Source organism: Leuconostoc fallax KCTC 3537, from assembly GCF_000165675.1.
In the GTDB taxonomy this organism is placed as follows: Bacteria; Bacillota; Bacilli; order Lactobacillales; family Lactobacillaceae; genus Leuconostoc_B; species Leuconostoc_B fallax.
In genome coordinates, this window is sequence record NZ_AEIZ01000015.1 from 179,798 (window position 1) to 193,284 (window position 13,487).

The window sequence follows — 13,487 nt, forward strand, 5'->3', positions numbered from 1 at the left end:
TCCAGCTACTAAAACTTCTTCCAGCCAGACCATTCATTTAATGCGAACCTTCTTTGACAAAATACGATATCATCTGCCCCGTTAGTTACGTTAAATCTTTGAATAACATCATTGCCGTTACTGGTAACTTCCATAATTCCCCAAACAGGATATGCTGGCAATCCCTTTATATCACCGTCAATTTGTGTGTAAGTGCCACTACTTTTAATACCATCAACGTGGAAACCTTTTGGCAAATATTGTAATTGCAAATTTGTTGCCGTGTCAGCGTTACCACCAAATGACTTTGCACCAACACGACCATTGATGTACTGATCGCCACTATTGTGAACGACAGTGTTATCTTTACTCATCTTTTCCCAATTTGTAAATTGGTTACCACTACTCCACGTTCTTACCCAAACATTACCGCTGTTTGTATCAGTCAATGTTTGAGTTCCGTTATAGTCTCCATTTCGCACAACGACAATGGTAAACCACCTAGAAACAGGGCTATTGTACGTATTGTTTGTTCCACATGAATAGTTTCCGTTATCCTTTAAATCATTGAGATTAGTATTATTAGAAATATCAATCATTCCAGTACGTGTTGCCGTATCAGCATTCCCCTGCAAATTACCAACAATGGCCTTAGAAAATTCTTGTTTACCAGTCCACTTATTATCGCTATTCAATCCGGATATTTGAGTCCATTCTGTCCAGGTATTAGTTGAACTCCAACCACGAATCCAAATAGTTCCCGTGTTAGAATCTTGTAAAATTTGCGTACCGTTATATGACCCAATTGAAATAACTGAAAGTGAAAACCAGTTATTTACGGGAGAATTATTAATTTTACCGTCTTGAAATGAGTAAGAACCCGGTGTTTTATAATCGTTTAGGCTTTGATTTGGCAGTATTCCAATAACTTGTGGTGAACGGGCAGTAGTTGCCGTATCAGCATTACCTTGCAAGTTTGCTAATATAGTGCCAACACTGCCATCGCTTTTTCTAAAGGCAAGACGCCCCTCAATATCCTCAATAATTCTTGATGTAAAATCTTTAGTACTATTCTTAAAATGGAAATCAATAAATGGTGTAGCGTGACTGATTTCTAATCCACCTTGAAAAGTTTGACTGCTTTTCCAAATTGTCGCTTGATTATCCCTAGCAACGACACCCCAATCAGTCCACTTATTAGCTGAAAACCAACGAACATTGATTGTATTATCACTATTTTCAAAAACTATTTGTTGAATATTATTACCGTAAGTAGTAACAGCCACTGTCCCATAAACGGTCCAACCACCACGATAATTTGTTAATTTAACGCCCCATACCTTGTATATACCATCCGTTGTTAATTTATCAAGATCTGTATTAGAGCTGTCTTGGACTGTTAACTTATCCGCAGAACCAGTAAAGCGATTAGCCATAACTATCCCTGTGGGCGTTACTTCAAATATTTTATTCATATTATCTGTAACATTAACAGGCAACTTATCACTTTTATTAATAATAAACGAGCGACCAGCACCAACAACAAATGTGCCTTGACTCCCCTGCTTTTTAACAATGGCCATGTCTCCGTCATTACCAACTCTAAGCATTGAATTGTCATTTGGTAAGGTGAAGCTACCTTTCACTTGCTGATCACCCTCTTTTAACTTATCAGCTGTGCTAGATGTCGTGGCATTGCCTTTCAATCCTTTTTTCGCGACAATTTCTTTTTGGAAAGTATTATCTCCACTCCAATCATTAGTACTACTTTCAGAAGGTAACTTATCCCATGTAGACCATGTGTTATTGCTATAAAAACGAGCACTAATAATCTTGGTATCAAAATCGGTTTTCATCTGTTTGACAGAATAGCGGCCATCTGTAGCTTCTATTAATATGCTGATATTAATTGGTGCATTATACCCTTTCGGTTTAACCTTATAACCAACATATAGACCTGGAACTTTCAGATTATCTAAGTCAGCGCCATCCCACAAATAATTTGGCTTTAAATCGGCTGGAATGTTGTATTCTTCAGCACTACCATCAAAATCAAATCCATTTAATTTTTTGGTTTTAGTTAATTTATCAGCACTATCAGCTTTATCTGCCAAGGTAATACGTCCTTGTATCTTCTGGGTAAAAGTCAATAGAGCATCAATAGTTTGGGTACCTTTTTTGTCATAAACTTTGAAAAATTATCCCAAATACTTCGACGATCTTTATAAGCATCATCTAGCTGTTTCTGCAAAGCAGTGTCCTTACTATCAACTCGTTCATTTGTGGCTAAAGAGTCTGGACTAACAGTTGTTGCAATAGCACTAGTAGACGATATAACTAATTTAGGCTTAAGCGTTAAATTGTAAACTTCGGCTTCATTACCTGCAGGAACCTTAATAGGCCAATTAGCAATTTGAGAGAATGCTAAAAATTCTTGTCCCTTATACGTTGCGGTGTAGATGACCGTGTTAATCTCATAATTTACAGGATTACCGTTTGAAGAGAAAACTGTCACAAGAACTAAGCTATTATCATTTTGCTGAACATCTGAAAATGTTGATTCTGAAACCTTTTTTATTGTTTGAATATAAGTATCATCGAACGCTTTCAAATCACTAATACTATGTTTATCCGAACTAACAATAGCACGTTTAAAGACGATGCTATCTGCCGTTGTCGATGAGTTAGCCAATAAATTTAAAAACTTACTTGATAATACTGGTTGTTGAAATTGTTCCATCACTTTCCCCCGATTTCAATAGATGTGGCATGAGCTGCGCCAATATTAATATCTTGTTGTGTATTACTTGTTTCATTAAGTATCTTTGTATACGTCAAATTTGCTGGTAAAAACCGTTGGAGTAACTGATCTAATCGATGACTAGACTCTCCATCAACTTCATACATCTGTAAATTAACATGATAATTTTTTGAAACAGACTCGATTTTCGCATTAATATTAAGACGCCTAATTAAGTTATTGATATATAAGAGTGTTATTGGTTCAGGTGGCAGCATTGCCGTTAACACGTTATATCGTCTGGTTTCTAAGCTCAATCCGGTACCATTTAAGTTATAAATAGATTCAAAAATATTAATGGCCGATTCATCAGCAGTTAAGACAAACATATTCTGATGTGATTGAGAAAAAGCTGCTTGTAACTCATCTAATTGAGATTGCTCCACCTGAAGCAACATTTGCATGTCATAGATATCGTCATAATACTCTGGCAAGAAATTCTTTAACCTCATCAATCTATAATTAGCCATTTACATTGACCTCCCCCAAAACAGGCAGTTCTTGTAAAGCATTACTAAAGACAAGAGAGATATCATTATCTTGACCATTTAGTCGTAAACTTTCCACGTTAACAACACCATCAATTTTGATTATTTCACCGATGATTGCTGCCCTATATACAGTCAAGTTATAGTCTCTTGCATTAACTAAGGTGTCCCATTTTTTACGGAGATTCAAAAATATTTTGGATAACATTTTATTAATGTTTTCCTTTGCTAAATCAAACGTTGTTGTATTATCAACTACAATTTTCATTGAAATACTAATTGTCTTAATGGTTGGCGCTGCAACAGTCACACTATGGCCTATGGGTGCTAATCCATACCCTTTTCCTTCGTACTGTTTGGGATCAATAATGTTTTTAATCTCATTGACTAATTCTGGACTTGGAACATCAAACTCGTTATTAATAATGACTAGTCGAACAGTTCCACCACCATTCCATACTGGATAAACTTGTACACCACCAATACCATTTTGCTTTAGCGTCATATCAATATAATCTGCAACATTACCGCCATACTTAATGACGTTTGCTGTTTCTAATAAGCGTTGTCTTAATTCATCATCAGCTTCATTATCACGAGCTGGGACGGTAATACTCGTAATCTTTGCAATCGATACTCTATCATTAGCTGTGACCGGTAAAATTTGGCCCAAATAGGTATTACCAGTTATGCCAGACGTTTCAGCAATTAGAGTAGCCGAACCCTGACCATTTTTTGTTTGACTGCGAAAAACACAGGATTGGCGCTCATAGTTGCAAATCTATCACCAATTTCTACAGAAGTTCGCTCACCATTATCGTCGTAGAATTCAGCAATAACCTCAGCAAATGTTGCTTTCTTCCTGAACGTACCTTTTTCTTGTGCGCGATAATCTAAATATTCGCCTGAAGCCGTTTGAATATAACTTTCCAAAATAATATTACGCATATTTAAAGCTAATTCTTGATATGATTGCGCCACTGGTGCTATAGCATCATAAATGATAGATCCCTGGCGAGTATCAATATTATCCGGTACACGACCTAGAGCATTATTCATAAAGTAATCAGCAGTAAATAGTTGCATACTATCTGCTAATTGTTCCGGAGTTGTCATGTTTTTACCTCCATATTAAAAACGGCTTCACCGTATATGGTGGAAGCCGTTATTGCTACTTCTAAACTATTCTTTTCAACAATTTCTTTTTTAAAATTTCAACATCATCAATCCTATCATCTGCCAATAACGCTTCTCGGATAACGCGTTCAACATCATCATAAACATAATCCATATCCTTACCGATTAGCTCATTGATATCGTGGCCATACTGTTCATCATAGATTACAAAAACAAAACGTTCTGTCATAAGTATTTTTTGAATAGCTTGCATAATTGCATCTTGTCCATCAACCATAGAACGAATTCGCCCGTTCTCAACTCTATACGTCAAAGACGGTAACGACTGTTCTTCACTGTCATCAATCTCTTCAGCTATGGTATCGTCTAATTCATCATCAGTATATTCCTGATCATTGATATTAACGTCATCTGATGGATATTCTTGTACTATTTGGTCATCATCCATATCATGATTTCTCCTAACTTGTCTTCTCTAATACAAAGAATGTTTGACCACCATCCATACGTATCATGGCCACACTATCCTTAGTATTTAAAGATTGGTCAACTTCAACACTTTTACCATCAATTTTAATTTTTCTTTTAGAGACATTTTGACCAAGTATCAATAATTCTGAAGGCAATGTTAGTTTATCGCCAACTTGTATTGTTAACGGGTTAATGGATGACACAATTCCAAATATAATATCGGCATATTCTGAACTGTTGCCATGACGTTGCATAATAAAATCAATTAACTTTTCACCTGCCATTAGATTAGTACCTCTATATCCATCGTCCAATCATTTGGGTCGAAGGTATGCGTGACTTTGGTTGGAAAAACTAATTTTTGGCCAAAACCAAATGTCTTTAACTCTTGAGAACGAAAATAAAAGCTCGTCCCTGCTCGAATACCTAATAATCCTATAGCAGTCACTTTTAATGTTTGAGAGATTTTATTCTTCTCTCTTAAAAGTTGCTTTGCTTTGGTTAACATTTGTGCATCGTTCATATCGTTATCAGCTTTTTCGACAATCTGTAATCTTCCCCATTGCTTAATATGATCTGCTGAATCGGCATGTTTTACTGTTGTAGTAGTCCAAGACGTCGTTTCCGTTTTGGTTTTCTTCTTTTTAGTTTTTCATCATATGTTACAACTTTACGTTTCTTACTATGCTTATCTTCACGGATCACTTTGACCGTGTTTGCTGATTGATCAATAGACTGCGTATAGTTGAAATCAGTTAATAATGAGGCATCCCCTAATATTAAATCGGTTTGTGTTTGTTGCGCTTTAAGAAGCTCTACTGTGCCGTAATTGTCTCGAATATAATAGCGTGTCCCTGTTGCAGATAAAACATTTTCAATACCTGTCTGCAGCATTTCAAAGTATGTTTTTTGATCTGCTACTTCTGTTTTCAACTTATACGTAGAATTATTTACGACTTTATGCGTAATACCAGCTGCCTTTGTTACACGTTCAAATCGTTGTGACAAAGTCGAAACTGGCCAAACAATCGAGTCCTGATTTTTAAGATATCGTAGCTTATCATAAGCGACACAACTTATCGTTTTATTATCCTTGCTGTATTCCGCACTAAAAATATATCCCATGAAGACATTGTTACCGTTCCATCCGAAGTAAACGGCATCTCCCATTTGAGGTATAAAAGTATTATCAATCATCAGCAACTCAAACGATAATTCACCAGCTTCATAAGTAGTATCTGTCGTCCATTTAGGAGGTAAAACCAAACTCCGCACATCCCAACTATCATTTGTTGTCCGTCGTTTAATAATAAATTTTGAAATTGTCATGTTGATTTCACCGCATTTTTAGATACCCAACCACGCCAACCGCCATTTAAATTAGTCACATGGTAAGGATATTTTCTTCCAGGTGCCACAAAATTAATCTTCCGTTTGGCATTTTTTCAATTTGACCTGGTCCACTACCATAACTGTCTCGATGTAACTGACCATTAACCATAACCACAGAGCCAATACCAATTTTCTTAGCGGGCTTGGGTCTTTGTTTCCCTTTCTTAGGTGTAGTTTTCTTAGCAGTTTTTTATTTGATATTTTCTGAACTGCAACCTTTCGGTATTCCGTTAACTTAATTGTTGCAACCCATTCACCATCAAAACCATTGCTGAATTCCCATTTGAAGCTCGTAACCATCATCGATAGATTCATATACCCACTAGTAACTAAAATACGACCAGGCTTCCTACTATCCTGCCAATCTCTAATAAATTTAATATACTCAACACCATCTGAAAATGGCAATTTTTGTGCAGTTGTATAATTTACTTTTTTGGATTTTTGGGAATAAAAAAGAAAATTCATACTCACGTAATTTTTGACTACCTATTAAATTAACCTCTCCAATAGCTGACACATCTTTGGCCTCACTTCCCAAAGTAGCCTCATGTGCAATATCACTTGGATTAACCGGTAATTCAATCGTTTTATTTTTGTGGTTAGTCAAATACACACCAATATGAATTTTCTTTTTATTGGACTTTGTTGAAACTATTGAAGCACCTTTCTTTGTTGGTGCTCTTTTATTTTGAGTAGCCATACTATATTAAACTCACCTTCTTAAAGTTTTATTACGCTTTTCCATTAGTTTTTGTTCAATCAGTGCCAACATTTTCTCCGCATCATAGTTCTCATTAACACTTTGAATAACAATAGCACCCGGTTGAATAATTACATCAACATCACCTTGTTCATGATTGAGTACCGGTTTGGGTTGTTGAACACCTAATAGATCATCATTCCTAGCAATAGTGTCAGTGTTTAAACGGTTGTTTTCTACGTTTACAGTGTCACTACCACCAATACCACTAATAGCTGATACAAACTTCAAAACTGCTTGAGTAGCCAAATCAAACCCATTAATAATTGCATTAATAAGATTATTATCGAAACTCCCCGTAAAATTCTCCTGATGAGTCATAGTTGTGTTTTGAGTTAAATCCTTTGGATGTGGTATTGAAGCTGTATATCGAACGGCTGCATTCTGATCACTTATTTGAGGTATTACAGGTGCATGCGCATCATAATTGAGATTTGCATGCTGATCTCTAATCTGCGGTGTCATCGGAATAACATTACTGTAATTAATATGAGCATTTTGGTCTCGAACATTTTGTAACGGCTCCGCCCTGCTCAAATATTGATTGATAACTGTTTGGCCATTAGCCTGTGGTGCCATCGGTACAATATTCTTGTACTCAATATTTGCAGTTTGATTTTGGATATCGTTTAGTGGTTGGATTGAATTGACATATTGAGTAGTAGCTACTCGATCACTAATTTTTGGCGTTTCCAGAGCGCCACTTTTGTATTGAACATTTGCTATTTGATCTCGAATATTTGGAACATCTTGCAAAACCTGGTTATAGCACACGGTAGAATTTTGATCCTTAACATTAGGCGTTGCCATTTTATTAAGAACATAATCAATACCAACAACTTGCTTAGCAATTTCTGGTAATTCTGGCACTGCATTGTGATATTGAATAGCTGCATTTGCATTTTCAATACTTGGCTGTGTTGGCACAATATTCATATAATCTACAGTTGCAGTTTGATTACTGATATTAGGCGTACCTTCAACGCTATTTTCATAATAGTTTATAGCTGATTGATTTTGTAACTGTGGCGCTGTTGGTACGGCATTAACGTACCTTAACATTGTTACTTGATCATTCTTAACTTCTGGAATATCTGGCAATGTATATGCTGTCACGTTACCACCATTGATATCAGGCATTACATAACCTTCTGCTGATTTAACAGCAGATTCTGCCATATTAGCACTGGCATCACTTACCGAAGAAGCATTAGCGATAATACCGACCGCCATACCTAATGCCACGAACTTTCCAACTTGATCTCGCATTACTCGTGATGGCGAATGAATATTCAAAAAGCTTTTGGCTGCGTTAACAGCACTTTTTGCCATACTTGCTGCTGCATCTACTGCCGCTCCAATAGAACCTTTAATCCCATTAACAAATCCCATAACAAAGTCTGTACCAGCGCTAACCAATGAACTGCCATAGCTTCTAACTGTGCTAACAGCACTTTGCATACCGCTACTTACAGATGAAACGACATTACTCATTGCAGACATTACAGCGCTAACTATTGAACTAAATACAGAAGATACCGTTGTATATAGGGCTTGAATACCAGCTGATAATGCTACAAGAGCTGCGCTTGTGGCAATAATTCCTGCCGATAATACCATCAGACCTGCGCCTGCTATTGTAGCTCCAGTACCAGCTACTATTAGTCCTGCACCAGCTACAAAACCGGCAGCACCCATAATACCTAATGCAACACTAGATGCCATAGACATGGCGGTTAATAATGTCAGCGTTGCGGTCAAAGCTATTGTAGTGGCACTAATCATCAATAGACCTGCCGAAACCATTGCTACCGTCGCTAACATTAATGTCAATCCTGTAACAACAGCCATCGTTCCAGTGGCTAACAACGCCATACTCGTTGAGGCCAACATGCTACCTGTCGCGATCATTAACATTGCTGCACTAGCCATCAATGCTGTAGCAGACATCATAATCATTGTTGCAGTAATCATAGTGAACGTTGCTACTAGCACTAATGATGTTGCACTCAAAACAACAGAAGCAGCACCCATGACTGCCATTTCCGCTGCCAAAATACCAAATGCTGATAACAGAGCAGTTGATGCCGTGGCCAAACTAATAAATGCCGCACCTAAGGTTGGTATTTGCGCTGCCATATTTGTAAAGGCTGTTCCAACAGTTGGTAATGTTGCAGATAATACAGTCGCCATTGCTACCACCGTTACCATTCCAGCTGATAACAAGGACATACCGGCACCTGCAATCGCTAGACCAGGACCTGCTGCAGCTACTGCACCTAATCCAACAGCTGTAGCAGTTAGAGTTCCTGCTAGCTTTCCTAATGGCAACGAAACTAATTGACTAACACCATTTGCTAACATTTCAAACCCTCTACCAGCTGATAACGCAGCATTGCCGATAGAATCAAAGACTTTGGCTAATGCATTCAAAACACCTGATATTGCATTACCAATAGCATCAACTACCTTACTGATACCTCCAGATACTGAATCCACAACTTGGCTCATGGCATTACCAATTGAAGTAACAACCTGACTAAAACCATCAGCCACAGAATTAACTACTTGTGAAATACCATTAGCAATGCTACTAACAAGTTCAGAAATAGAAGAAATGATTAATGCTACAGCCATAGCGATACTCATGACGATAATAGATACTGCACTAGCAATTGATGCAGCTGCAACAGCAAATGCCATAGATAGCGCATTAATGACTGGAGGTAATGCTTGAATGGCTGGTATTGCCAAGCCCATTCCCATACCAATCATCAAGATAGTTGCACCAAAAGCTAACATAGCCGGTATTGCAGCAGTTAGAGCTGTACCAAATAAAGCAAATGTGATAACCAGCCCTGCAACAACTAAGCCAAATGCTGCCATGGCCACGGCTCCTGCAGTTCCTGTTTGAGCAATCGGTGCCATAGCTAATGCCAAAATTGAAACACTTGCAGCAAACACTGCAATGCCTAATACATTGGCGGTTAATGCTGAACCAAATGTTGCAAATACTGCTGCTAAGCCAGCTATTACAACGCCAAATGTTACTAAAGGCCCAATGGCTGTGCTACCTAATGAAGCGAGTGGTACCATTGCCAAAGCCATAGCAGAAACAGATGCAGCAAATACACCAATACCAACAGCACTGCTTTGCAACTTGCTTCCCATTGATCCTAATATAATGGCTAAGCCACCCACAACTGCGCCAAATGACAATAACGGAGCAACTGCTGATGGTCCAATAGAAGCTAAACCACTCAACTCTCTAGCCAATAAGGCAATGGAGGCAACAACTAGAGCTATACCTGCCATCTTAGCCAATCCACTAAGTGCCCCCGTAGTTTTTTGAACAGGCTTTGCACTTTTTCCAAAGCTGAACATCCCCTTAGACAAGCTATTCAATTTTCCTCTAAACAGATCAAGTAGTAATGATATAGGCTTAAAGAATTTAAATGCAGCTACTACTGCTAAAGCACCCACAGCTAATAACGGTAATGACTGTGTAAAATGCCGAATAGTACTAGGATCTAAACTCTGTATAAAATTAGATACGCCTTGTATAGCTCCCGCCAAAAGTTTAAGTGCGCCTGCTGCCCAACGTGCTGCAGTTGCAATAGGATTAATTGCTTTTTGCCCTTTAACACCTGCTAAAGCACTTTTAATAGCATTAATGGCAAAACCAGCTTGTAAGAAAGCGCCCTGTAAGTCATCAATAGCGCCTGTATCTTTAAGTACGCTCCAGAACTCTTTACCCCACTTCATTGCAGTTTTGAAGCCTTTAGATAACCCATCTACTGCTGTGGTTGCAAATCGATTGATAGTAGGCACGGAGCTCTTAATTGTATTAGTAATACCATCGATTACTTTGGTCATGCCACCTTTAGCCATGGCATCTAATACAGTAGCCGTTGCATTGGTAACTGCATTTTTCATATTAGCAAATGATGTTCCGATACCTCCGGTTGCAGTACGTGCAGTATTTGCAAACCCTTTGGCACCACCGTCAAGCTCAATAAATCGCTTATTAAGCTGATCCATTGTGACATCACCATTCTTTAACTTAGCGTAAAGATCACGTTCTGCACTTTTACCAGTCAACCCAAATGAATTAGCGACTTTAGTCAATGCATAAGGCATGGTTTCTTGAAGTGTTCTCCAAGATGTCATATCAACGGTACCACTGGCTAACATTTGTGAATATTGTTCAACACCACGTGACGCATCTCCAGCACTAGCACCTGATGCCAAGAAAGCATCATTTAAGGCGGTAGCAGTCTTAGCACCTCCAGTAGCACTTTTTTCCAAAATAGCAAAGCTTTGAGCACTTTTTGTTAAATCCTGTAGGGATGTAGGTAATCCATCAACACCCTTTTTCAATATATCAACAGACTTATTGGTATCCTGTGTTGCATAGCCCATTTGTGCCATAACTTTTGGATAAGCGTTCAGTGTATCAACACGACTAACAGCACCACCGATACTATCTTTAACCATGCCCACCGCTTTACCAATACCAGCGCCAATTAAGTTCGCACCTAACATACTTTTAAACATGCTACCGGTCTTTGTTGCCGTTTGTGTCAATTGGCTAAATCCACTAGCACCTGTGTTAGTTTCAGACCTAATTTTATTGCCTAAACCAGTAAAAGCATTCTTGGCAGTATTACCTGTTGTTATCGCTGCAGTAGCCAACTTACCAAAAACACCGCCACTACTGGCGGTGTTTTGTAATGAACTTCTAAGTTTGGCACCAATCGTACCACTTGCTTGCTGTAATTGTGCTGCTTTAGCTGTGGCTGACGTAAATTGAATAGCCAAACCTTTGGTATTGTTTTCTGCTTGTTGTAATTGGGACTTTAATTGGCCCACGTTATTCTCAGCTTTCAACATTTCAGATGCTGAAGCCTTACCACCATTGGCTAATTCTTGGACATGATTTTGTGCCTCTGATAACGCTTTGGATGTCAAATCAGTCACGCGTTGAGAACGCTGTAATTCCTGTCCTAAAGAAGTAGCCCTTCCTTTTGCTTGTTCAAGAGGCGATACCATCTCGGTCATACTCCTAACAGTCTTCGTAGCAGTACCGTATGCTTGATTGAACGACTCACCCATACCTTTAGCAAAACTTGTCATGGCTGAGCTATTGATGTTGGATTCAACCGCTGATTTAAATTTATCAATTTGTGATGTACTACGACTAATATTGCTATCTAAACTATTTAATTTGTTAGAAAAATTATCAAATAGCTGTAGCGTCGCACTGAGTGTTGTTCCCGACCCCATAAATATCCCTCCACATTATGTACACGGTGTTGCCACCGTATTTGGCGTCATTTTGATTTTGCCTGACGTTCTGCTCGCTTCATTTCTGCCTTTTCTTGCTCAACTTTGATGTTAATTGATGCAATAACAAGTGCTTTTTCATAACGACTTAGGGATGACCATTGTTTAGGTGACCATCCGTGATTATTGAGCATATGAGCATAGTAAGCAAAATCTCCATTACCGCCTTTAATTAGTTTTTGCATCTTCCACTAAATCATTAACATCTTCATTAAAGCCGTTGAATTCAGTTACTTCTTTTGCCAAAGTAGCGAATTCACCAGCACGAAGCATTGTACGAGCAGTATCCACAGCTGATCCTGTTCCATAATTTTCTTGTAGAACAGCATCTGAAAAGTTAGGTACAACCGTTGATGCCACAACTAACAAGCCAGCATACTTATCTCCGTCTGTTTCTGTGCGTACTTGGCCATTCTTGCTACGCAACTTGACCGTAGCACGTTGACGTAAGGCTGTGTTCTCAGCTTCAGTGATTGTCTTAATAACAAAAGGCTTTGGGAAACGATCAATCTTCACTTCCTTTTGCTCAACTGTTGCCTCAACGTTTTCCTTCAAAAAATCTGATACATTATATGCTGTTTCTGTCATGATAAATTTCTCCTATAATTTTAAATTCTGATATCAATTGATTTGTAAATACTAATTAAATGCCATTAAAAGCCGATACAAGGTTAAAGCCTTCAAACGAGAAGTCGCTTTCCCATTCCATAACGCCATCATCTGCTTCTAATGCCACCAATGGGATACTATCCATATTAATGTTATGGAATGCTACTGTTTGCTTTCCAACTGAACTTGTTTCGTCTTCAACGACTACTGTGGCATCAAAGAATGTATCAACACCCTCATTAGCCATCTTTTGACCTAATTTAGCCCAATTTGAATTAATAACCTTGCCACCCATGGAACCAGAACCAGCAATACTAGTTGTTTTCTTCTTAGTCCACAATGAGCCAATAACTTGAACATCTTCCTTGTTCTTATCGATTTGAGCAGTAAATTCTGTCAATTCAATTAATTCAATATTTTGGCCATCAATATTGACAGTCACCATACCTGATTTTGAATTGATAACATCTTTACCTGATAACACATCACGCATTTGTTGTCC

At 38.1% G+C, this 13,487-nt stretch carries 15 protein-coding genes; all 15 read right to left on the bottom strand.

Annotation, left to right across the window (positions count from 1 at the left end; genetic code table 11):
• Window positions 1-8: 8 nt before the first annotated feature.
• Entirely contained in the window at window positions 9-2,093 is a 2,085-nt protein-coding gene (locus LEUFL_RS0104550) for a pyocin knob domain-containing protein (RefSeq protein ID WP_010007779.1), read from the bottom strand.
• A gap of 32 nt (window positions 2,094-2,125) precedes the next feature.
• The gene (locus tag LEUFL_RS0104555; RefSeq protein WP_010007780.1) at window positions 2,126-2,719 is read right to left on the bottom strand and encodes a hypothetical protein; all 594 of its coding nucleotides are present in this window, start codon (window positions 2,717-2,719) and stop codon (window positions 2,126-2,128) included.
• Window positions 2,719-3,249 (bottom strand): putative phage tail protein, encoded by a 531-nt coding sequence (locus LEUFL_RS0104560; RefSeq protein ID WP_010007781.1) that lies wholly within the window; start codon window positions 3,247-3,249, stop codon window positions 2,719-2,721. Before LEUFL_RS0104560 ends, LEUFL_RS0104555 begins: the two co-directional genes overlap by 1 nt.
• Window positions 3,242-3,940 carry a baseplate J/gp47 family protein gene (locus LEUFL_RS13605; protein WP_050792571.1) on the bottom strand — a complete coding sequence of 233 codons (699 nt, stop codon included), beginning with the start codon at window positions 3,938-3,940 and terminating at the stop codon, window positions 3,242-3,244. Before LEUFL_RS13605 ends, LEUFL_RS0104560 begins: the two co-directional genes overlap by 8 nt.
• Window positions 3,941-3,975: 35 nt before the next feature.
• Window positions 3,976-4,383, bottom strand: a complete 408-nt coding sequence (locus LEUFL_RS13610; RefSeq protein ID WP_050792572.1) for a baseplate J/gp47 family protein — start codon at window positions 4,381-4,383, stop codon at window positions 3,976-3,978.
• Window positions 4,384-4,444: 61 nt separating this feature from the next.
• A complete protein-coding gene (locus LEUFL_RS09745; protein ID WP_010007782.1) occupies window positions 4,445-4,852 on the bottom strand; it encodes a DUF2634 domain-containing protein in 408 nt (135 codons plus the stop codon).
• A gap of 13 nt (window positions 4,853-4,865) precedes the next feature.
• Window positions 4,866-5,159, bottom strand: coding sequence for a DUF2577 domain-containing protein (locus LEUFL_RS0104575; RefSeq protein ID WP_010007783.1), 294 nt, complete (start codon window positions 5,157-5,159; stop codon window positions 4,866-4,868).
• Window positions 5,159-5,446, bottom strand: a complete 288-nt coding sequence (locus LEUFL_RS0104580; RefSeq protein ID WP_444849019.1) for an XkdQ/YqbQ family protein — start codon at window positions 5,444-5,446, stop codon at window positions 5,159-5,161. The genes LEUFL_RS0104575 and LEUFL_RS0104580 overlap by 1 nt, the downstream gene beginning before the upstream one ends.
• Before the next feature lie 23 nt (window positions 5,447-5,469).
• Complete coding sequence (locus LEUFL_RS0104585) at window positions 5,470-6,204, bottom strand: XkdQ/YqbQ family protein (RefSeq protein WP_010007785.1); 735 nt, start codon at window positions 6,202-6,204, stop codon at window positions 5,470-5,472.
• Between the two features lie 93 nt (window positions 6,205-6,297).
• Window positions 6,298-6,675, bottom strand: a complete 378-nt coding sequence (locus LEUFL_RS12930) for a hypothetical protein (RefSeq protein WP_193363723.1) — start codon at window positions 6,673-6,675, stop codon at window positions 6,298-6,300.
• Entirely contained in the window at window positions 6,653-6,970 is a 318-nt protein-coding gene (locus LEUFL_RS0104595; protein ID WP_010007790.1) for a hypothetical protein, read from the bottom strand. The genes LEUFL_RS12930 and LEUFL_RS0104595 overlap by 23 nt, the downstream gene beginning before the upstream one ends.
• 12 nt (window positions 6,971-6,982) lie before the next feature.
• Window positions 6,983-12,316 carry a tape measure protein gene (locus LEUFL_RS0104600; protein WP_010007791.1) on the bottom strand — a complete coding sequence of 1,778 codons (5,334 nt, stop codon included), beginning with the start codon at window positions 12,314-12,316 and terminating at the stop codon, window positions 6,983-6,985.
• Window positions 12,317-12,363: 47 nt separating this feature from the next.
• The gene (locus tag LEUFL_RS09750) at window positions 12,364-12,561 is read right to left on the bottom strand and encodes a hypothetical protein (protein ID WP_010007794.1); all 198 of its coding nucleotides are present in this window, start codon (window positions 12,559-12,561) and stop codon (window positions 12,364-12,366) included.
• Window positions 12,545-12,964: a phage tail assembly chaperone gene (locus LEUFL_RS0104610; RefSeq protein ID WP_010007795.1), complete on the bottom strand. Its 420-nt coding sequence runs from the start codon at window positions 12,962-12,964 to the stop codon at window positions 12,545-12,547. Before LEUFL_RS0104610 ends, LEUFL_RS09750 begins: the two co-directional genes overlap by 17 nt.
• 55 nt (window positions 12,965-13,019) lie before the next feature.
• Window positions 13,020-13,478, bottom strand: a complete 459-nt coding sequence (locus LEUFL_RS0104615; protein ID WP_010007796.1) for a phage tail tube protein — start codon at window positions 13,476-13,478, stop codon at window positions 13,020-13,022.
• Window positions 13,479-13,487: the final 9 nt, after the last annotated feature.

Excerpts from the sequence above, each read along its gene's own strand:
- LEUFL_RS0104585 (WP_010007785.1), bottom strand. The coding sequence starts at position 6,204 with ATGACAATTTCAAAATTTATTATTAAACGACGGACAACAAATGATAGT.
- LEUFL_RS0104615 (WP_010007796.1), bottom strand. The coding sequence starts at position 13,478 with ATGCGTGATGTGTTATCAGGTAAAGATGTTATCAATTCAAAATCAGGT.
- LEUFL_RS0104610 (WP_010007795.1), bottom strand. The coding sequence starts at position 12,964 with ATGACAGAAACAGCATATAATGTATCAGATTTTTTGAAGGAAAACGTT.
- LEUFL_RS0104555 (WP_010007780.1), bottom strand. The coding sequence starts at position 2,719 with ATGGAACAATTTCAACAACCAGTATTATCAAGTAAGTTTTTAAATTTA.
- LEUFL_RS0104595 (WP_010007790.1), bottom strand. The coding sequence starts at position 6,970 with ATGGCTACTCAAAATAAAAGAGCACCAACAAAGAAAGGTGCTTCAATA.
- LEUFL_RS09750 (WP_010007794.1), bottom strand. The coding sequence starts at position 12,561 with ATGCAAAAACTAATTAAAGGCGGTAATGGAGATTTTGCTTACTATGCT.
- LEUFL_RS0104575 (WP_010007783.1), bottom strand. The coding sequence starts at position 5,159 with ATGGCAGGTGAAAAGTTAATTGATTTTATTATGCAACGTCATGGCAAC.
- LEUFL_RS0104600 (WP_010007791.1), bottom strand. The coding sequence starts at position 12,316 with ATGGGGTCGGGAACAACACTCAGTGCGACGCTACAGCTATTTGATAAT.
- LEUFL_RS09745 (WP_010007782.1), bottom strand. The coding sequence starts at position 4,852 with ATGGATGATGACCAAATAGTACAAGAATATCCATCAGATGACGTTAAT.
- LEUFL_RS0104560 (WP_010007781.1), bottom strand. The coding sequence starts at position 3,249 with ATGGCTAATTATAGATTGATGAGGTTAAAGAATTTCTTGCCAGAGTAT.
- LEUFL_RS13610 (WP_050792572.1), bottom strand. The coding sequence starts at position 4,383 with ATGACAACTCCGGAACAATTAGCAGATAGTATGCAACTATTTACTGCT.